The organism is Pantoea stewartii (assembly GCF_011044475.1).
GTDB classification, from domain to species: domain Bacteria; phylum Pseudomonadota; class Gammaproteobacteria; order Enterobacterales; family Enterobacteriaceae; genus Pantoea; species Pantoea stewartii.
In genome coordinates this window covers 4,395,341-4,414,176 of the sequence record NZ_CP049115.1, presented here as the reverse complement: position 1 = coordinate 4,414,176, position 18,836 = coordinate 4,395,341, and the positions used below count along the sequence as shown (strand labels likewise).

Sequence of the window (18,836 nt, the reverse complement as noted above, 5' to 3'; positions counted from 1 at the left end):
TTAGCTGCCGATGCTGAGCAACTGGTTGGCTTTCTGTTCGTTTTGGTCAACGTTGTTAATGACCTTCATCTGCATCTCGAAACGGCGGGCATTGGCGATCATATCGACCATCGTTTCCACCGGCTTCACGTTACTGCCCTCAAGCACACCCGGCATGACCTGCATAGTCGGATCGGCCTGCAGGGCTGCGCCACGTGTCGCCTGCGTCGCGGCGGTGGGACGGAACATGCCATCGTCCCCACGCTCTAACTCTTTACCGGTTGCCTGGACGAGCTTCAGACGGCCCAGTTGTACAGTCGCATTAGGTGAGTCGCCAGCGTTCAGCCCGGTAATAGAGCCATCAGCCGCGATGGTGATCTCAGAACCTTGAGGGATCACAATCGGACCACCTTCGCCCATTACGGGATTGCCCTGCACCGTCAGCGTACCGTCCGAACGAATTTGCATGTTGCCGTTGCGGGTATAGGCTTCGCTGCCGTCGGCGGTGCGTACAGCCAGCCAGCCATCCTGCTGCATTGCCACGTCCAGTGGGCGCTGGGTGTAATCCATGGCCCCCTGACTCATGTCGGCACCCGGCGTGGACGCCGTGACCAACGTGCGCGTGGGCAGTGACCAACCAGTGACCGGTACAGCACGCAACGCGTTCAGCTGCGCCCGGAAACCGGGCGTTGAGGCGTTGGCGAGGTTGCTGGCGGTAACCGCCTGCTGATCCAGTGTCTGACTGGCCGCGCCCATCGCGGTATATATCGCGTGATCCATAGAGCAATCCCGTTAGCGAATTAACGTAAGTTGACCAGAGTGTTAAGGATCTGATCCTGCGTTTTGATGGTCTGCGCGTTCGCCTGGTAGTTGCGTTGCGCGACGATCATATTGACCAGCTCTTTACTCATATCGACGTTCGAAGCTTCCAGTGCGCCTGCGGTCAGTGAACCGAAGGTGCCGGTATTAGCTACGCCGATAGCGGGCTGTCCGGACGCGCTGGTTGCCGACCAAACGTTGTCACCTTTTGACTGCAGACCTTCAGGGTTAGCAAAGCTGGACAGAACGATTTGTCCCAGAAGCTGAGTTTGTCCGTTGGAATAAGCGCCAGTGATGGTGCCGTCATTGTTGATGGCATAGCTGGTCAGATCGCCCGGCGCATAGCCGTTTTGAGTTGGGCTACCAAAAGTTGATGCACCGGTATTTTGCTGCTGGCTACCGACGAAATTCAGTGCAACCGTCGTGCCGTTAGCACCGTTTGCGCCGGTGAGTGGCAACGTTGCAGTACTGTCAGTTGTCGTTCCCGGAACGATGGCACCCGCTGCAGTAATTTGGGAAACGCTGGTCAACTTGCCGTTAGCGTCGAACGACATCTGGTAATTACCTACTGCAGAGCCTACAGTCGAATCCACAGCATGGACGTTCCAGGTATTGTTAGCTGTTTTGACGTAGTACAGGTCGACGTTATGGCTGTTACCCTGCGTGTCGAACATCGAAATTGTGCTCTTCGCGCTACGTGTGGTCTCATCAGAAACGTTGAATTTGGTGTCATCCAGAATCGGTGACGTTGAATTCAGGTTTGCGACTAAATTACTGGTCGTGGTCGCTCTGGCAGCCATTTGTGTCGTAGGAATAGACAGCGACACGGCGTTAGCACCTGCCTGAATGGTCGGAGGAACCCCTGACGCAGGATAACCTGTAACGTTCAGGCCCTGGGCATTGACCAGGTTACGGTTTTCGTCCAGTTTGAACTGCCCGTTACGTGAATAAAACACGGCGCCCGCCGAGTCAGTCAAACGGAAAAAGCCGTTACCGCTCAGCGCTACATCCAGTCCTCGACTGGTCGTTGTCGTTGCACCATCGTTGAAGTTCTGGATCACGGCAGCGACTTTAGTCCCCAGACCCACGTTTGAACCGGCAAACATGTCGGCAAACGCGATGGTGCTGGACTTAAAGCCCGCTGTGGCGGAGTTAGCGATGTTGTTACCGATAACGTCCAGGTTACTTGAGGCAGCGCCGAGACCGCTGACCGCTTGTGAAAATGACATTTAAATCTCTCCTGTCTACAGGTGAATCAGAGAATCTGACGTACGTCGTCAAGGGTGGCGGAGCCCATGGTGCCGAGATCCAGTTTTGCGGTATTACCCGCAGTGCTTACGCCATTGACGTAGGCATAGTTAAGTGGCTGAGCCACCTGTTGACCGCTGCTGTTACTGGCAGCAATCGCAACTTTGTATTTTCCATCTGGCGCGACGCTGCCATCCGGTAATTTGCCGTCCCACGAGAACGTGTGAACGCCGGCGGTCAGTGCGCCCAGGTCCTGGGTGCTGACCACATTGCCCTGTGCATCGGTAATCGTCGCCGTGGCGGTGGTGGCTGCGTTAGTCAGCTCCACGCCAAACGGCGTTGTCGTGCCTTTACCGACCAGAATCTGTGAACCATTCACCATCACGCCATGGCCAATCAGCGTCGAACTTTGTAGTGACTGGCTGGTGCTGATCTGACCCGAAATCGATCCCAGTGTGGTGTTCAGTTTTTCAATACCGCTCAGGGTGTTGATCTGTGCCAGCTGTGTTGTCAGCTGACTGTTATCCATCGGATTGGTGGGATCCTGGTTTTGCAGCTGCGTCACCAGCATGGTCAGGAACTGGTTTTGCAGATCCTGGGCGCTGTTACTTGTGCCGGTGCTGGATGAGCTAAGGACCGTGGGGTCCAGCTTTTCATTAACGCCTACCGCGATAGTCATTATTTTTCTCCGTTACTGACCCAGGGTCAGCGTTTTCATCATCATCGACTTCACGGTATTCAGCACCTCGACGTTCGCCTGGTAGCTGCGTGATGCCGACATGGTGTTGACCGTTTCCGCTACCACATCCACGTTAGGCATCTTCACGTAGCCTTTGGCATCCGCCATCGGGTTACCCGGGTCATACACCAGTTTCGCGGGCGTAGGATCATCAACAACCTGCGCCACTTTTACGCCACCGGTGGCCGCACCCGGCGCAGCATCGGTCTGAAAAACGACCTGCTTTGCCACATAAGGCTGCCCGTCCGGGCCGGTCACGCTGTCGGCGTTTGCCAGGTTACTGGCACTGACGTTTAATCGCTGTGATTGCGCGGTCATCGCTGAGCCGGCAATGTCAAAAATATTCAGCAATGCCATGATTATTGCCCTTGTAACACGCTCATCATGCCTTTGATTTGGCTACTGATAAGTGTGAGATCGGTTTGATATTTCAGGCTGTTATCCGCGAACTGAGTACGTTCGCGGTCCATATCGACGGTGTTACCGTCCGCAGATGGCTGATCCGGAATGCGATACAGCAAATCCATCGACGGTGCCGTGTTCGTCTGCGCTTCGATGTGACGCGACGAAGTAACTTTGAGCGCCAGGCTACTGCCTTCAGCACGTCCATTCGCCATTGCCCGATTCAGCTCGCTGGCAAAGTCGATATCCCTGGCCTGATAGCCTGGGGTGTCGGCGTTGGCAATGTTGGATGCCAGAATCTCCTGACGTTGAGCTCGCAGGTTGAGGGCTTCGGTACCGAAATGTAGCGCCGCATCGAGTTTGTCGAGCATGCTTCCTCCGCAAATGAGAATTTCGAGCTGGCAGCATAATTGGGAAAAAGCAAGAGCCATCGTCTGAATAACGCCTCAAATCGTCGCTATTTTAACTCTTGATTTTTTTTTCAAACGCGTACACTCATCGCCATCATCAGTGAGGAAAAGCACATGCGTGGATATCCAGCCCTGTTAGCCAGCCTGCTGGCCCTGTTTGCCTTACCCGTTATGGCAGGCGATTTCAGCGCCCAACTGAACCAGTTTTTTAAAGCCCGTGATCCTGAGCATGCCACGGGCATGAACGTCGTCATTCGCACGCCACAGGCACAGTGGCCCTTATGTGATACGCCGCAATTTACGCTGCCCGGCAACAGCCGCCCGTGGGGCAATATGAGCGTGGCAGCCAACTGCGGAGAAAATCGACGTTATATTCAGGTCCAGGTTCAGGTCACTGGCCGTTATCTGGTGGCGAAAAATTTAATTGCCCGCGGCGCAACCGTGAGCAAAGACGATTTCCGTATCGAAGAGGGACGTCTGGATACGCTGCCGCCGCGCACCCTGCTTAACGATGAGACCGTCGCCGATTCTGTGGTGCTGCGTGACATTCAGCCGGGACAGCCGGTGAGTCAGTCGATGCTGCGCCAGCCGTGGCGTGTAAAAGCAGGTCAGGATGTCATGGTGGTTGCCAGTGGCGACGGATTTGATGCCAGCGGCGAGGGGAAAGCCTTAAGCAATGGCACTATCGCGCAATGGGTTCGTGTACGTATGGGGAACGGTCAGGTTGTGAGCGGTCGGGTCAGTGATGATGGGAAAATTCTTATAACACTATAAAACATTAAAGAAGCCTGTTTATTTGCCGATAGAAGAATCAGCAAAGCGATTACGCTATTATGATTCAGGTGGCAGACCCCCTGACCTTACAGGAGCCCGAATATGAGCATCGAAAGAACACAACCGTTAAAGCCCGCCAGCACCGTGCAAACACGTGACAGCAGCGAGCCGCAAACTGCGCGTGTGCGCCAGAGTGACAGCGCAACAGCGACCACGCCAGCCGCCGCTCAGGTGAGCCTGAGCAGCGCCCAGGCGCAGCTGATGAAGCCAGGCAGCCAGGACATTAACGTCCAACGCGTTGAACAATTGAAAACCGCTATTCGTAATGGCGAGTTGAAGATGGATACCGGCAAGATCGCCGATGCGCTGATTGCCGACACTAAGGCGTATTTAGAGGGTAAATAATCCCCATGAGTAATTTGCTGACCACATTAGATAAGATGCAGGAAGTGCTGGTGTCTCTGGCGACCGTTCTGGATGAAGAAGAACAACAGTTGTCGTCCGGAATGATTGACAGCAACAATTTGCAGCGCATTACCGAAGATAAAAGCGCGCTGCTGACGACGCTGAACTATCTGGATGAGATGCGCCGTAGCAACGAGAAAAGTCTGGGGACATCTGCACCTTATCGTGGTCAGAGTGACATGGCGCGCCGCTGGGAAGGTATTCAGCAGCATACACGTCGGTTACACCGTGCCAACACGCACAACGGCATCCTGTTACAGCACCAGATTACCTTCACGCATGATGCGTTAGACGTGCTTAAGCCGCATCAGACGCAAGCGTTCTACGGACCGGATGGAAAAGGTCAGGGCCAGGCGACGCTGAGCCGTAAAATCTGATAACGTCAGTCTGGTGATCACGCTGTCCATTTTTGAAGAATCCGTCATCACGCGTGGATGACGGATTTTTTCATGCTGTCGTCACAGGGCGGCGGGTCTGTTATGCAGAATATCTGTCCCCTTCGCCCAACAGATGCAGTGTCCAACGCGCTATACATCCTGCACCTCCGGCATCCCGGATAACGTCTCTGCTCCAGCGCATCCCTGCGCATACTGCCTGTTCTGATAAGAAGCGGACGCCGATTTAGCCTGCCACGATCTGGCAGGCATTCGTCTTAAAACGCTTCCCAGTTGTCATGACCTTTCTTCGGTGCCGCTGCTGCAAAAGCAGGAACGGCGGGAGCAACGACTACAGTGGGGGCGTCAGACGGTGTTAACGGGGCTCGTTCAAGTTTAAAGACGGCCACGGCTTTCGTCAGTTTATCCGCCTGATCCTCAAGGGAGGCCGCAGCGGCTGAAGCCTCTTCAACCAGTGACGCATTTTGCTGGGTTACTGCATCCATTTCTGTGATCGCTTGGCTGACCTGCTGAATGCCTCGGTTCTGCTCGTCTGAAGAGACGGCAATTTCAGAAATGATGTCATTCACACGCTGGAATGCGTCTACCGTTTTCATCATGGTGGTACCGGCATCGCTAACCAGTTCCGTGCCGTTGTTAACCAGTCCGACAGAAGTGGCGATAAGCCCTTCGATTTCTTTTGCAGCCTGCGCGCTGCGCTGAGCAAGGCTGCGCACTTCGCTGGCGACCACCGCAAATCCGCGTCCCTGCTCCCCTGCCCGCGCGGCTTCGACCGCGGCATTCAATGCCAGAATATTCGTCTGAAAGGCGATGCTGTTAATGACGCTGGTAATTTCAGCGATCTTTTTCGAACTGCCGGAGATATCGTCCATGGTTTTGACGACGCGATTAACAATCTCTCCACCCGACTGGGCTTTTTCGGACGCATCGGACGCCAGCTGGCAGGCGTGATGCGCATTGTCGGCATTCTGTTTCACCGTCGCGGTCAGTTGTTCCATGCTGGCAGCCGTCTGTTCCAGCGACGCGGCCTGCTGTTCCGTTCGGGAGGAGAGATCGGTGTTGCCGGAGGCAATTTCCCCCGCGCTCTGAAAGATAGCAATGGCCCCATCGCGGACAGCGCCGACAGTTTGGGCAAGCGATGACTGCATACGTTGCAGGTTCGACAGTAACATACCCGGCTCGTTACGACCGCAGGCCGAGGGTGGTACGGTCAAATCGCCGTGGGCAATCAGATCGATACGGTGAAGTGACTGTCTTAAAGGCTTAATTACCACTTTTCTCAGCAGAGCAAAAGCCAGTAGCACAATCACTACGGATGCGATAAAGGCCACTAACATCGTGGTATAGCCTGTTTTAACCTGTTCAACCGCCTGCTGTTTAATGTCCATCGAGCGCTGATTGCGCATCTGAATGGCTTTCATCAACACGTCTTTATACGCTTTGTCGAGTTTGTCAGCCGCCGTTTCATCCGCAATGATCTCTTCAAAACTGTTCTGTTTGGCTGCCTCAATCATCGGCATCAACCCTTTTTGCAGGTAATCCTTAAATCGCGCCTGCAGTTGTTTATCGAGTTCGATGCCGACTGGCGTCCTGACCGGACGGTTAAGGTAAATATTCAGCCCATTTTCTGCCTTTTTAATGCTGCCCTCTGTGGCGCTGAGGAAAGCGGCGTAGTTATCCGTGTCGGCAATACGTGCCGCTGCGCCGGCCTGAATAATATTGAGCCTGGCAGAGCGCATATGCGTTGAGCTGTCGAGTAATCCCTGCCTTACCGAAATTTCATCCGTTGACACGTCAAGGGAATGTTGCCCCTGCGTCAGAAACCAGGCGGATATCGTGCTACTGCACACGAACAGAAATAAGATGCCGCCAAAAATCAGGCTGAATAAGGGAATAAGATTGAGGTTGTACCAGAAACCTGGCATCGCGTTTTCATGAGCGCGGGTATGCATTTTGATCTTCCTCTCAATGATGGACTAAAGGTACTCATCGGCAGGAAGAGGACAGGATTTACGCCAAAACGGACTTTTGAATCAGTTTCTTACAACATTATGGGCTTACCGCCCGAAGCGATGTCAGACGCTAAATAGCAATGAAAAAAACATGAATTTTTTATGACGATACGCTGTAAACAGAGTTTTCGACGCGCCGTATTAACGTCTTGCGCATGATGAGTCAGTAACGGCGTGCCCCCATCCATTATCGGGTGTCGTCTCTTGGCAACCCGCTGAGCGGATTACTCACCTGAAAATGCCAACTAATCTGCTGCGAGGGCTGTCCCCCCTAGCAAACAGGCCAGCAAAAGGGATGACAGAGGCTCGTGGCATCGCCGGGCGTGATGAAATGACTGGTCTGGCACAGAATCCCTTGTTAGTCCGGCCTGCACTGCGCAGGTTTATGACAAAAAGGCCGTAATGTTATCCATTACGGCCTGGATTACGGCATTAACCGTTGGAGGGTTTTATGGTCAGACGGCGGTACGGCGGGCATAATCCCGCAGTCGGAAGCCCATCATGCCCAGGGCCAGGAAATAAGCGCCGCCGCCTACCGCACAGACGAGAGTCAGCCGCAACAGGCGCCATAGCATGTTGCCCTGCTCCCAGTCAGGCATCCAGTACAGCATGCCTGACAGCGCGGCCGCCATGACGATTACCGCCACCAGTAAGCGAATCAGAAAACCGACCCAGCCAGGCTGAGGTTGAAAGATTTTCTTTTTACGCAGTTGCCAGTAGAGCAACCCAGCATTGAGGCAGGCACCCAGACCAATGGAGAGTGACAGTCCGGCATGCTTCAGCGGGCCAATAAAGGCCAGATTCATTAGCTGGGTCGCGATCAGCGTAACAATCGCAATTTTTACCGGCGTTTTAATGTCCTGACGGGAATAGAAGCCCGGCGCCAGGACTTTCACGACGATCAGGCCCATCAATCCCACCGAGTAGGCAATCAGCGCACGCTGCGTCATAGCGGCATCAAAGGCAGTAAATTTTCCGTACTGGAACAACGCGACAGTCAGCGGACCGGACAACATACCCAGCGCCACCGCACTGGGCAACGCCAGTAAAAAGCACAAACGCAGGCCCCAGTCCATTAAGCGCGAATACTCTTCATGGTGGCCACTGGCGAAACTTTTTGCCAGAGAAGGCAATAAAATCGTGCCCAGCGCCACGCCTAACACGCCGGACGGAAACTCCATCAGGCGGTCAGCGTAATACATCCATGAGACAGAGCCCGAAACCAGGAACGAGGCAAAAATCGTATTGATGATCAGTGAGATCTGACTCACTGAAACCCCAAGAATTGCCGGCCCCATCTGGCGCATCACGCGCCACACGCCAGCATCACGCAGGTTGATCCGCGGCAGGACCAGCATGCCCAGCTTTTTCAGATGCGGTAACTGATAGCCCAGTTGCAGCAGTCCGCCGACCACCACCGCCCACGCCAGCGCCATGATGGGCGGATGGAAGTGCGGTGCGGCGAACAGCGTAAAGCCGATCATGCTGATATTCAGCAGCGTGGGGGCAAACGCCGGCACCGAAAAACGGTTCCAGGTGTTTAATATGGCCCCAGCCAGCGAAGCCAGCGAAATCAGAAGAATGTAGGGGAAAGTGACGCGCAGCAGCGCGCTGGTCAGGGCAAATTTATCAGCTGTATCGGCGAAACCCGGTGCCGTCACCAGGATGACCCAGGGGGCGGCAACCATGCCTGCGACGGTCACGAGCGCCAGCGCCAGGGTCAGCAGACCGGAAACGTAGGACACAAAAAGCCGCGTAGCCTCTTCGCCCTGCTTACTTTTATACTCGGCCAGAATAGGAACAAATGCCTGCGAGAAGGCTCCTTCAGCAAAAATACGCCGCAGAAGATTAGGTAGTTTAAACGCAACAAAGAACGCATCGGTCGCCATGCCGGCACCAAACACCCGTGCCACGATGGCATCCCGGGCAAAACCCAGCACGCGGGAAAACAGGGTCATTGAACTGACCGCTGCCAGCGATTTCAACAAATTCATAATTGACGGGGCATCCTGAAAAGAATCGGCAAAATGAGTGACTTAGCACGGGTCCTGTCACACGTCGGGCGATAGTCTACTGCGATCGCGTGAAATGACCAGCACTGAGTGTTACAAGGCGTTATTCCCGTTCCGCGTCACGCCACATGGATTCGACGATACGTTGCGCCAGTAGCGCCTGCTCACCACTCGTTTCCGGCTTTGTCTGATTTTCGATGCAGTGAACAAAATGTTCTGCCACGCCCACAAATCCGCGCTGAGCCAGGTGGCTCTGCCAGGCGGCAGGTGGCGTGATCACTACGCCTGCACCGCACTCTTCCTGCCAGTCGCGCATGTCATGAATATCAATGCATTTGCCATCACAGATGGCGCTGATACGTTCGCGCTGGCTGCCTGCCCGACGATGCATACTGGTGGTTACCTGCAATCCACCCGCATTAAAATGGTGCTCGGCGTAAAGCATCTGTCCCTGTTCATTGGTCGCAATATGGCCCTGACGGGGCAGCGCACGGCCTCCTGCCAGCCACAGAGCCGTATCAACGACATGCAGGTAATCATCTAACAGTGTAAAGCGCAGATCCTGTGGACCCACGCTGTCGCTGCGGTGTTTTTCGATACGCAGCGCAGCGGCGGAGTGCATTTGTGTTTTCAGTTGCTGATAGCAGGGCGCGAAACGCCTGTTAAACGCCACCATTAGCTTTCGTTGTTTCTTTTCGGCCAGCGCGACCAGGGCCTCTGCCTGATTCAGGGTTTCTGCCAGCGGTTTGTCGACACAGACATCCTTGCCAGCCTGGAGCAGTGCTTTGACCACGTCGTAATGGCTGGCCGTACTGCTGTGCACAAATACGGCGTCACAGGCGGCAGCCAGATCGGTCAGTGAAGGGAAGCAGGTGATACGGTAGCGGTCACAGACGATGCGGGCGTTGGCCTGATTCGGCGAAAATGCACCGACTAACTGCCAGTTATTTGCCTGCGATAACACAGGCAACCAGGCCTTTTGCGCAATACCGCCCAACCCAACAACACCAATGCGAATCGTCATTTATTGTTCTCTATCCAGTAATTGCGCCAGTTGTTCCTGAAGATCGGCAACCTGTTGCTCAAGCGCCTCAACCCGATCCCGCAGCGCGGCATCGTCCGCCGTGGCTGGGTGTTGCTCCAGCGCCCCGAGTTCGGCCTCATCAGCAAACATGTGCATAAAACGGCTTTCACGTTTACCCGGCTCCCGCGCCAGGCGCATGACCATGGGCCCCTCAGCGCGCGACATCAACGTGTCCAGCGTCTGTTCAACGTCGCTGACGTCGGCAAACTCATGCAAACGCCCACTCCGGGTCCGCAGTTCACCAGGGGTTTGTGCGCCACGCAGGAACAGCAATGTGAGAACGGCAACTTCTGCGCTACTGAGCTGTAAATTACCGAAGGCGGAATTGCAGAAGCGTTGCTCGTATTTCACCACACGCTGGCCGAACCCGCTGTTGGCGGTCACCAGATGCTTTTTAATCAGGAGATCGAGCTGATCCTGCACGTCGCTTTCGCTCAGCGTCATCACGGGCTCGCGATTAGATTTTTGATTACAGGCGGTAAGCACGCCATTTAATGAAAGAGGATACTGTTCCGGTGTGGTGATTTGCTTTTCCAGCAGGCAACCCAGCACGCGCAACGCATGCGCCGACAAGGTCATCTTCATTGCGAACTCCTCATTTTACCCACGACGATTGGGTGTCCATTCCTTGCTGGTCAGCGCAGTCAGGACATGATCCTGCCACTGACCGTTAATCATCAGGTAGTTTTTAGCATAGCCCTCTTTTTCGAATCCCAGGCGGGCCAGCAGGTCACCACTGCGCTGGTTATGCGGCATGTAGTTTGCCATGATGCGGTGGATATATTGCTGGCGCTGCATATAGCGAATCGCCGACTGCAGCGCTTCAAACATCAGGCCCTGCCCTTGCCACTTCTCGCCAAGCGAATAGCCAAGATAGCAGGCATGAAAGGCACCGCGCAGGACATTGCTAAAATTCGCCACGCCACGCACTTCCGTTTCATTGCTGTCCATTAAAATAAAATAGAACGCCGAGCCCTGTTTATGCATATCAGCGATCAGGCCCAGCCGGGCTTGCCAGCCAGAGGGATAACAGTGGCTGTCATCACGCACCGGTTCCCAGGGTTTAAGGAAGTCACGGTTTTCCGCGTAATAGTCGGCTAAACGCCATGCATCGCGTTCATGAACCAGTCTTACCACCAGCCGCTCGGTCGTGAGTCGCACTCTTGGTGCGGCAGAACGATAGCCAAACATCATCTCTCCTGAAGTCCATGGCGGGAAGGAAATGCCAGTCATTGATAACTTTCACTATAACCGCCGCCAGGTCTGCGGTAAAACGTTACGCATACCACAACAGCCAGGTCGCTGAATTATCGTCCGGCCCACCGTGCAGCGCAGACGCGTCAAAAGACCTGTTCATATCTCCGATCCAGAAAACTGGTTCGGTAACCACATCGGTTTCTTAACCCTGTGCGCTGTCACTGCCCCGCCGCGTAAGAAGCCGTGGGTGCCGCAAGCCTCCCGTTTTAACAGCGGCAGATCGGGACACTTTCTTCCGGAAGGCATTTTCGGCAAATCCATATCATCCCATTCCTGATGACAGACGGTTTGCATTCAGGCAGGCTATGCCACGAGCGAGTTTTTCAGTTAAACGAGGGAAGTATGAAGACGGTTTTTCACGGGCTGGTTGCCCTGTTTTTAGCGGTTTTACTGAGTGGCTGTAATCAGTTAACGCAATACACAATTAGCGAACAGGAAGTCAATCAGGCCCTGCAAAAACATAATAACTTCGAAAAAGACATTGGCGTATCAGGTCTGGTCAATGCCCATATTGTGTTAACTAACCTGAATAGCCAGATTGGTCGGGACGTGCCAGGCAAAGTCACCTTATCGGGCGATGCCAAAATTAATGTCTCCTCACTCTTTGGTCCGCAACAGGCCGATATGCAGCTCAAAATGCGTGCGCAGCCAGTGTTTGATCAGCAGCAAGGAGCCATATATTTGCGCGATATGGAAATCGTCGATGCGCAGGTTCAGCCCGAGAAAATGGCCTCTATTATGAAAACCCTGACGCCTTATCTGAATCAGTCGTTAAAAAGCTACTTTGATCAGCACCCGGCCTACGTGCTGAGCGCCGATCGCAGTAAAGCGGAATCGCTGGCGAAAAAATTCGCGAAAGGGCTGGAAGTGAAGCCTGGTGAACTGGTCATCCCCTTCACCGACTAACCGCCTGACAGGCAGCTTTACCGTCATCTTATCCGCGCCTTCAGGCGCGGATTTTTTTAAAAAAAGAAAAACAGGTGCAAACGGTTGCCTGAGTCCTTATGCTTATAACCCGGCCTAAACACGCCTTTCGTTTATTCTACTTGCCGGAGCCGCATTCATGACCGCACACCCTCAGCAACTTACTATCCGCCGTCCAGATGACTGGCATATCCATCTTCGTGATGATGATATGCTCAACACTGTGCTGCCCTATACCAGCGCAGTCAATGGTCGTGCTATCGTCATGCCCAATCTGGTTCCGCCGGTAGTCAGCGTCGCGGCGGGCGAAGCTTATCGCAATCGCATTCTGGCTGCCTTACCTGACGGGCACGCTTTTACCCCCCTGATGACCTGCTACCTGACCGACTCGTTAGAGGCCGATGAGCTGGCCCGCGGTTTTCAGTCGGGATTGTTCACGGCCGCCAAACTGTATCCCGCTCATGCCACGACCAATTCAAGCCATGGTGTCACCAATATTGCTTCGATTGCCTCAGTGCTGGAGCGGATGCAAACGCTGGGAATGCCGCTGCTGGTGCACGGTGAAGTGACGGACTCGCACATCGATATTTTTGACCGCGAAGCCCGCTTTATTGAAACGGTGATGGAACCGCTACGCAAACAGTTCCCCGCGCTGAAAGTGGTGATGGAACACATCACGACCAAAGATGCAGCTGACTATGTGGAAAGCGCCAATGAAAACCTGGCGGCAACGATTACGCCGCAGCATCTGATGTTCAACCGCAACCATATGCTGGTCGGGGGTATCCGCCCTCACCTGTACTGTCTGCCGATCCTGAAACGCAATACGCATCAGCAGGCGCTGCGCAGGATTGTCGCCTCCGGTCATCCCCGTTTCTTTCTGGGTACCGACACCGCGCCTCATTTGCGCCATCTGAAAGAGAGCAGCTGCGGCTGTGCGGGTGTGTTCAACGCCCCTACCTCCCTGCCCGCGTACGCCACCGTATTTGAAGAGCTCAATGCCCTGCAGCATTTTGAGGCATTTTGTTCTGAAAATGGTCCGCGTTTCTATGGCCTGCCGCTGAACGAAGGCACCCTTACGCTGGTGCGTGAGCCATGGACGGTAGAAGAAAGCATTGCAATGGGCTCTCATACGCTGGTGCCTTTCCTGGCCGGGGAAACCCTCAACTGGCGTATAAAATAATTTCGCTTGCCTCCGCTATATTTATACTGTAATTATATACAGTATCTTATACGGAGGCTTTTATGCGTGTTGAAATTACCGTTGCCAAAACCCAACCTCTTCCCGCTGGTGCGATGGAAGCCCTGAGCCAGGAGCTGTCGCGCCGGATCGATGAACAATTTCCGCAATTCACCAATCAGGTCAAAGTGCGTTACGCCACGGCGAATCAGCTGAGCGTAATGGGCGGTGACAAAGACACGCGTGAACAAATCAGTGAAATCCTGCAGCAAACGTGGGAAAGCGCTGACGACTGGTTCATTACCGATTAACCGCCACTGTGCTGTTTTTACCGGGTTTCGCCACCCGGTTTTTTTATCTTCATTTATGCCTGACTAACCGCTTGCCCATCTGGACTCCGAATGACCAATGCCCTATGCTGGCGCTGATCATGCATAAAAGGAGTTTCATCCCATGACTACAGATAAACCCGAAGAAGCCATGACCTTTGGCGAGCTGCTGACGCTCATCGGTGAACAGCAACGCCGCTTGACGGTGCTGGAAAACGCCTTTTCCAGCCTGATTTTCTGTCTTGATGACCGGGCCAGTCAGTTACTGGTGCATAATCTTTCGCTTGAAGCGCAAAATCAAAACCATGATGAGCAATTGCAGCAGCAGTTTGCGCGCCTTGCAGAGACATTACAAAAACGTAGCGGTTCAGCAGGCGTTGAAACTTCCCCTCTTTAACCCTGTTTAACGACCTTAATAAGCCTTTTTTATTGTTCAATTAGGACAATTGCACCCCGGTATTCAGGTATTATATCTTCTCAGCCTGACTGTTTTAGAGATAATCATTCTGCATTCAGGCTTTCCATGATACGTTTTAATCAGTGAATCGCCATTTTGCTGTTATAATTGTTTCGCAGTGGAGATTAAAAGCCGCATTGAACCTCATCATGCACTTCGTTTAACGAGTAATAAGGAGGTTATAATGGACAGTCGGAAAGATGTAATTCAGACCCATCCTCTGGTGGGCTGGGATATCAGTACTGTTGACAGCTATGATGCGATGATGATCCGTCTGCACTCCCTTTCGTCGCAGGATCAAACTGAAGAAGACGCGGACGTCGGCCCGACCTACTGGCTGACGACAGATGTAGCCAGGCAATTTATCTCTATTCTCGAAGCGGGTATCGCTAAGATTGAATCTGCCGAGCAAGTAGAACGACTACGAAAGAAGCATTAATACTGCTGCATCAGCGAGGCACCCACCCGGGTGCCTTTTTTCATGGACTTTCTGGTATGCTATTGATTATGTAACCCTTTCAGGAGTTCCATTTTCATGATTTACGATCTCATTGTAGTCGGTAGCGGTTCAGTGGGTGCAGCGGCTGGCTATTATGCGACCCAGGCTGGCCTTTCCGTGCTGATGATTGACAGCGCACATCCTCCCCATCATCAGGGTGCTCATCACGGAGAAAGCCGTTTGATTCGTCATGCCTATGGCGAGGGCGAACGCTATGTACCGCTGGTATTGCGTGCGCAAACGTTGTGGGATGAACTGGAACAGCAGGCGGGCGAGCGCATTATGCATCGTTGCGGTGTCCTGAATCTTGCGCCTGTCCAGTCTGAATTTATTCAAAACGTCGTAAGCAGCGCCCAAACCTGGCAGCTCCCTGTCGAGGTGCTGCAGGCGGCTGACGTGCGCAAGCGCTGGCCACAGCTGGCGGTTCCTGACGGATATCTGGGCGTTTTCGAACCAAACTCTGGCTTTTTAAAAAGTGAACAGGCGGTTCGAAGCTGGATACAGCTGGCAGAAAAACAGGGCTGCGCGCAGTTGTTTAACTGCCCGGTTACTCAGATCCGGCGTGACGGCGAATTGCAACAGGTTACCACGCTCGATGGCCTTTACCGCGGGCGCAAACTGTTGGTCAGTGCGGGCACCTGGGTGAGTAAACTGGTCCCCGATTTGCCCATCGCCCCTACGCGTAAAGTGTTTGCCTGGTATCAGGCTGATGGCCGCTACAGTGAAAATAATGCGTTTCCTGGCTTCACCTGCGAAATGCCGGATGGCAGTCAGTATTATGGTTTCCCGGCGGACAACAATGCTTTAAAAGTCGGTCGTCATGATGGTGGTCAGCTAATGACAACACCTGAAGACCGCAAGCCGTTCGGCAGCCTTTCCGCCGATGGCAGTGAAGCCTTCCGGTTTCTCCGTCAGTTTTTACCGGGCGTTGGGGTTTGCCTGCACGGTGAAGCCTGTAGCTATGACGTGAGTCCTGATGAGGATTTCATCATTGATACACTGCCGGGCGAACCGAATCGTCTGATCATCACCGGTTTAAGCGGACATGGCTTTAAATTTGCCAGCGTGTTGGGTGAACTCGCCAGTCAGTTTGCACAGAATAAACCGTTCAGTTTCGATCTTACCCCTTTCCGTTTATCGCGTTTTCACGCCTGACCGTACGGCGCGTGTGCAGTGCACCGCGCCGCATTGACACAGATTTACACGCCAGCCCGTTTTACCGCTTTTTCTTCTGCCAGCCAGGTGTTTCAGAGATGTTTCTCCCTCAGTCACGTCATGCCGCCGCCAGATAAGTGCGTTTATTCAATAATCCTGCGCTTAGTCAAATCGGTTCACCAAACCCATTGCACCAGCACAAATAAATTTATAGAAAAGTAAGCGTCATTGATTTTGTGTTTCATTCTGTAGATTCTTGTTTCCACGTATTCCTTTGATGCTGTAGCACAATGTCGCTGACAAATTCCTCCACCCGTTACGGTTTACTCACGATTTTTCTGCACTGGTCAATGGCCGTGGTTATTTACGCCATGTTCGCGCTGGGCCTGTGGATGGTTGGCCTGAGCTATTACGATAGCTGGTACCATAACGCGCCTGACATTCATAAAAGCATCGGCGTGTTATTAATGCTGGCGCTGGTCATCCGGCTGGTATGGCGTGTGCTTTCGCCGCCCCCTGAACCGCTGCGTAGCTATTCTCCTGCGGTGCGCTTCGCGGCAGTGTTCGTGCACTGGCTGCTTTACAGCCTGCTTATTGCCCTTCTGCTGAGTGGCTATCTGATCTCGACTGCGGATGGCAAACCCGTGTCTGTTTTCGGTTGGTTCTCGTTACCGGCGTTATTCAGTGGCGCGGGTGAACAGGCGGATTTAGCAGGAAATATTCATCTGTGGCTGGCCTGGAGCATCGTGGTGCTGTCGGTGTTGCACGGTCTTGCCGCGTTAAAACATCACTTTATTGACCGCGATATCACCCTGAAAAGGATGCTGGGACGGCGCATCCACTCTCCCTCTGAAAAGGAAAAATGATATGTTCAAAAAAACGCTTCTGGCTGTTACCGCTACTGGCCTGCTGCTGGGATCACTGACCGCTAATGCCGCCGATTACAAAATCGATAAAGAAGGCCAGCACGCCTTTGTTCAGTTCCGTATTCAGCATCTGGGCTACAGCTGGCTGTATGGGACGTTTAAAGATTTTGATGGCTCATTCACCTTCGATGCAGACAATCCCACCGCCGATAAAGTCGATGTCACGATTAAAACCAACAGCGTGGATACCAACCACGCCGAGCGTGACAAACATATTCGTGGCCCTGAATTTCTGAACGTGGCGAAACATCCCACCGCGACGTTCAAATCGACTTCCGTGAAAAAAGACGGTGACAAACTGGCGGTCACCGGGGATTTAACGCTGAATGGCGTGACAAAACCGGTGACGCTGGAAGCCAAAATGATGGGCGAAGGAAAAGATCCGTGGGGCGGTTATCGTGCCGGTTTTGAAGCTGAAGGCGAGATTGCGCTGAAAGACTTTAATATCACCCATGACCTGGGCCCTGCCTCGCAGAACGTCGAGTTAATTATCTCTGTTGAAGGCGTCCGTCAGTAACAAAACACCCGCCTGAAGTCGGCCTTCAGGCGGGGTCGGTTATTTCCGCGTCGGTGCCGGAATGGTCATATTCAGCAAGCCACGCGACTTGTTAAAGATTTTATTGCCATTCTCACGTCCCGCCCGACGGGCACGCTGTTCTTCAGGCGACAGACGGGCTTCTTCCTGGCACAACGGGCTACAGCAGTGCTCATACTTCTCGGCACAACTTTCGCACTGTATAAACAGTAAGTGACAACCATCATTGACGCAGTTGACGTGCGTATCGCAGGGCTCACCACACTGATGACAATGCGCCAGAACATCATCCGATATACGCTCGCCCATGCGTTCATCAAAAACAAAGTTTTTACCTTTAAAACGCACCGGTAAATTTTGTTCCCGCGCCCGACGTGCATATTCAATAATCCCACCCTCGACATGATAAACATCCTGAAAACCGTTGTGTCGCATCCAGGCGCTGGCTTTTTCACAGCGAATCCCTCCGGTGCAGTACATCACGATTTTTTTGTCTTTCTTGTCTTTGAGCATATCCACGGCCATGGGCAGCTGATCGCGGAACGTGTCGGCAGGCACCTCTAATGCGTTATCGAAACGCCCGACTTCATACTCATAATGATTGCGCATATCGACAAAGACCGCATCAGGATCGTCGAGCATGGCGTTAACTTCGGCCGCTTTCAGGTAGTTGCCGACATTACTGGCATCAAAGGTGTCGTCCTCAATCCCGTCAGCCACAATACGATCGCGCACTTTCAGGCGCAGCACCCAAAACGACTTGCCATCATCATCCAGCGCAATATTCATGCGCAGATTGTCCAGCGCGGGATCAAAGCCGTACAAAAAGGCTTTCATAGCCTCGTACTGGCTGGCTGGCACGCTGATCTGCGCATTGATGCCCTCATGGGCAACGTAGATGCGACCAAACACCTTTAATGCGGTTAACCCGACATAGAGCGCATCGCGAAAGGCTTTGGGATCGGCAATGGTGAAGTACTTGTAAAAAGAGACTGTGGTGCGCGGTTCGGTTTCGGCCAACATACGCGCCTTCAGCTCTTTATTGGAAACAAGGTTGTGTAACACTGGCATGGTGTTCGTTCCTGTTATCAATAGAAGAAATTTAGCGCGCACATGATACCTGAAATGAAAAAAATGCGAAGCGTATAAGAAAAATTGATAGGTAAAACGGTAAATTTCGTTGCGCGATGGTGTTGTGCCCTCATTTTCATCTTCTGCAACACCCGGAGAAATGC

General features: G+C 53.3%; 22 protein-coding genes. 11 read left to right on the top strand and 11 right to left on the bottom strand.

The window, feature by feature from the left end; all coding sequences use genetic code 11:
- The 5 genes from G5574_RS20850 to flgB are packed head-to-tail and all read right to left on the bottom strand — an operon-like array spanning position 1 to position 3,558.
- Positions 1 to 759, bottom strand: a complete 759-nt coding sequence (locus tag G5574_RS20850) for a flagellar basal body rod protein FlgF (RefSeq protein WP_033737560.1) — start codon at positions 757 to 759, stop codon at positions 1 to 3.
- Positions 760 to 779: 20 nt separating this feature from the next.
- A complete protein-coding gene (flgE, locus tag G5574_RS20845; protein WP_006118818.1) occupies positions 780 to 2,027 on the bottom strand; it encodes a flagellar hook protein FlgE in 1,248 nt (415 codons plus the stop codon).
- 26 nt (positions 2,028 to 2,053) lie between these two features.
- Positions 2,054 to 2,725: a flagellar hook assembly protein FlgD gene (flgD, locus tag G5574_RS20840; protein ID WP_006118817.1), complete on the bottom strand. Its 672-nt coding sequence runs from the start codon at positions 2,723 to 2,725 to the stop codon at positions 2,054 to 2,056.
- Positions 2,726 to 2,737: 12 nt separating this feature from the next.
- On the bottom strand, positions 2,738 to 3,142 hold the full coding sequence (flgC, locus tag G5574_RS20835; RefSeq protein ID WP_006118816.1) for a flagellar basal body rod protein FlgC: 405 nt from the start codon (positions 3,140 to 3,142) through the stop codon (positions 2,738 to 2,740).
- A gap of 2 nt (positions 3,143 to 3,144) precedes the next feature.
- Complete coding sequence (gene flgB, locus G5574_RS20830) at positions 3,145 to 3,558, bottom strand: flagellar basal body rod protein FlgB (RefSeq protein ID WP_006118815.1); 414 nt, start codon at positions 3,556 to 3,558, stop codon at positions 3,145 to 3,147.
- A 153-nt stretch (positions 3,559 to 3,711) separates the two neighbouring features.
- On the opposite strand from flgB, the gene flgA reads away from it, so the two are divergent.
- From flgA to G5574_RS20815, 3 genes are all read left to right on the top strand, one after another.
- Positions 3,712 to 4,371 (top strand): flagellar basal body P-ring formation chaperone FlgA, encoded by a 660-nt coding sequence (gene flgA, locus G5574_RS20825; protein ID WP_033737561.1) that lies wholly within the window; start codon positions 3,712 to 3,714, stop codon positions 4,369 to 4,371.
- Positions 4,372 to 4,473: 102 nt separating this feature from the next.
- Positions 4,474 to 4,776: a flagellar biosynthesis anti-sigma factor FlgM gene (gene flgM / locus G5574_RS20820; RefSeq protein WP_006118814.1), complete on the top strand. Its 303-nt coding sequence runs from the start codon at positions 4,474 to 4,476 to the stop codon at positions 4,774 to 4,776.
- 5 nt (positions 4,777 to 4,781) lie between these two features.
- The gene (locus tag G5574_RS20815) at positions 4,782 to 5,213 is read left to right on the top strand and encodes a flagella synthesis protein FlgN (protein ID WP_006118813.1); all 432 of its coding nucleotides are present in this window, start codon (positions 4,782 to 4,784) and stop codon (positions 5,211 to 5,213) included.
- Positions 5,214 to 5,488: 275 nt separating this feature from the next.
- On the opposite strand, the gene G5574_RS20810 is transcribed toward G5574_RS20815, so the two are convergent.
- The 5 genes from G5574_RS20810 to rimJ form a co-directional block, all read right to left on the bottom strand.
- Positions 5,489 to 7,183, bottom strand: a complete 1,695-nt coding sequence (locus G5574_RS20810) for a methyl-accepting chemotaxis protein (RefSeq protein ID WP_162286198.1) — start codon at positions 7,181 to 7,183, stop codon at positions 5,489 to 5,491.
- A gap of 515 nt (positions 7,184 to 7,698) precedes the next feature.
- On the bottom strand, positions 7,699 to 9,237 hold the full coding sequence (gene murJ, locus G5574_RS20805) for a murein biosynthesis integral membrane protein MurJ (protein ID WP_164483130.1): 1,539 nt from the start codon (positions 9,235 to 9,237) through the stop codon (positions 7,699 to 7,701).
- Between the two features lie 121 nt (positions 9,238 to 9,358).
- Complete coding sequence (locus G5574_RS20800) at positions 9,359 to 10,279, bottom strand: Gfo/Idh/MocA family protein (protein WP_164483129.1); 921 nt, start codon at positions 10,277 to 10,279, stop codon at positions 9,359 to 9,361.
- Positions 10,280 to 10,924 carry a YceH family protein gene (locus G5574_RS20795; protein WP_164483128.1) on the bottom strand — a complete coding sequence of 215 codons (645 nt, stop codon included), beginning with the start codon at positions 10,922 to 10,924 and terminating at the stop codon, positions 10,280 to 10,282. It abuts the gene before it with no gap.
- A 15-nt stretch (positions 10,925 to 10,939) separates the two neighbouring features.
- Positions 10,940 to 11,530 carry a ribosomal protein S5-alanine N-acetyltransferase gene (rimJ, locus tag G5574_RS20790; RefSeq protein ID WP_033737566.1) on the bottom strand — a complete coding sequence of 197 codons (591 nt, stop codon included), beginning with the start codon at positions 11,528 to 11,530 and terminating at the stop codon, positions 10,940 to 10,942.
- Positions 11,531 to 11,938: 408 nt separating this feature from the next.
- Here rimJ and G5574_RS20785 point away from each other — a divergent pair, with 408 nt between their 5' ends.
- From G5574_RS20785 to G5574_RS20750, 8 genes are all read left to right on the top strand, one after another.
- Complete coding sequence (locus G5574_RS20785) at positions 11,939 to 12,502, top strand: lipoprotein (RefSeq protein ID WP_006118807.1); 564 nt, start codon at positions 11,939 to 11,941, stop codon at positions 12,500 to 12,502.
- 157 nt (positions 12,503 to 12,659) lie between these two features.
- The gene (pyrC, locus tag G5574_RS20780; RefSeq protein ID WP_006118806.1) at positions 12,660 to 13,703 is read left to right on the top strand and encodes a dihydroorotase; all 1,044 of its coding nucleotides are present in this window, start codon (positions 12,660 to 12,662) and stop codon (positions 13,701 to 13,703) included.
- 62 nt (positions 13,704 to 13,765) lie between these two features.
- Positions 13,766 to 14,011, top strand: a complete 246-nt coding sequence (gene dinI, locus G5574_RS20775; protein WP_006118805.1) for a DNA damage-inducible protein I — start codon at positions 13,766 to 13,768, stop codon at positions 14,009 to 14,011.
- A 142-nt stretch (positions 14,012 to 14,153) separates the two neighbouring features.
- Positions 14,154 to 14,426 carry a hypothetical protein gene (locus G5574_RS20770; RefSeq protein WP_006118803.1) on the top strand — a complete coding sequence of 91 codons (273 nt, stop codon included), beginning with the start codon at positions 14,154 to 14,156 and terminating at the stop codon, positions 14,424 to 14,426.
- Between the two features lie 244 nt (positions 14,427 to 14,670).
- Entirely contained in the window at positions 14,671 to 14,925 is a 255-nt protein-coding gene (gene bssS, locus G5574_RS20765; RefSeq protein ID WP_006118802.1) for a biofilm formation regulator BssS, read from the top strand.
- 96 nt (positions 14,926 to 15,021) lie between these two features.
- Complete coding sequence (solA, locus tag G5574_RS20760; RefSeq protein WP_164483127.1) at positions 15,022 to 16,140, top strand: N-methyl-L-tryptophan oxidase; 1,119 nt, start codon at positions 15,022 to 15,024, stop codon at positions 16,138 to 16,140.
- Between the two features lie 290 nt (positions 16,141 to 16,430).
- Positions 16,431 to 17,006, top strand: coding sequence for a cytochrome b (locus tag G5574_RS20755; RefSeq protein ID WP_058701397.1), 576 nt, complete (start codon positions 16,431 to 16,433; stop codon positions 17,004 to 17,006).
- A 1-nt stretch (position 17,007) separates the two neighbouring features.
- On the top strand, positions 17,008 to 17,583 hold the full coding sequence (locus G5574_RS20750; RefSeq protein WP_006118799.1) for a YceI family protein: 576 nt from the start codon (positions 17,008 to 17,010) through the stop codon (positions 17,581 to 17,583).
- A gap of 39 nt (positions 17,584 to 17,622) precedes the next feature.
- On the opposite strand, the gene trhO is transcribed toward G5574_RS20750, so the two are convergent.
- On the bottom strand, positions 17,623 to 18,672 hold the full coding sequence (gene trhO / locus G5574_RS20745; RefSeq protein WP_033737572.1) for an oxygen-dependent tRNA uridine(34) hydroxylase TrhO: 1,050 nt from the start codon (positions 18,670 to 18,672) through the stop codon (positions 17,623 to 17,625).
- Positions 18,673 to 18,836 lie beyond the last annotated feature (164 nt).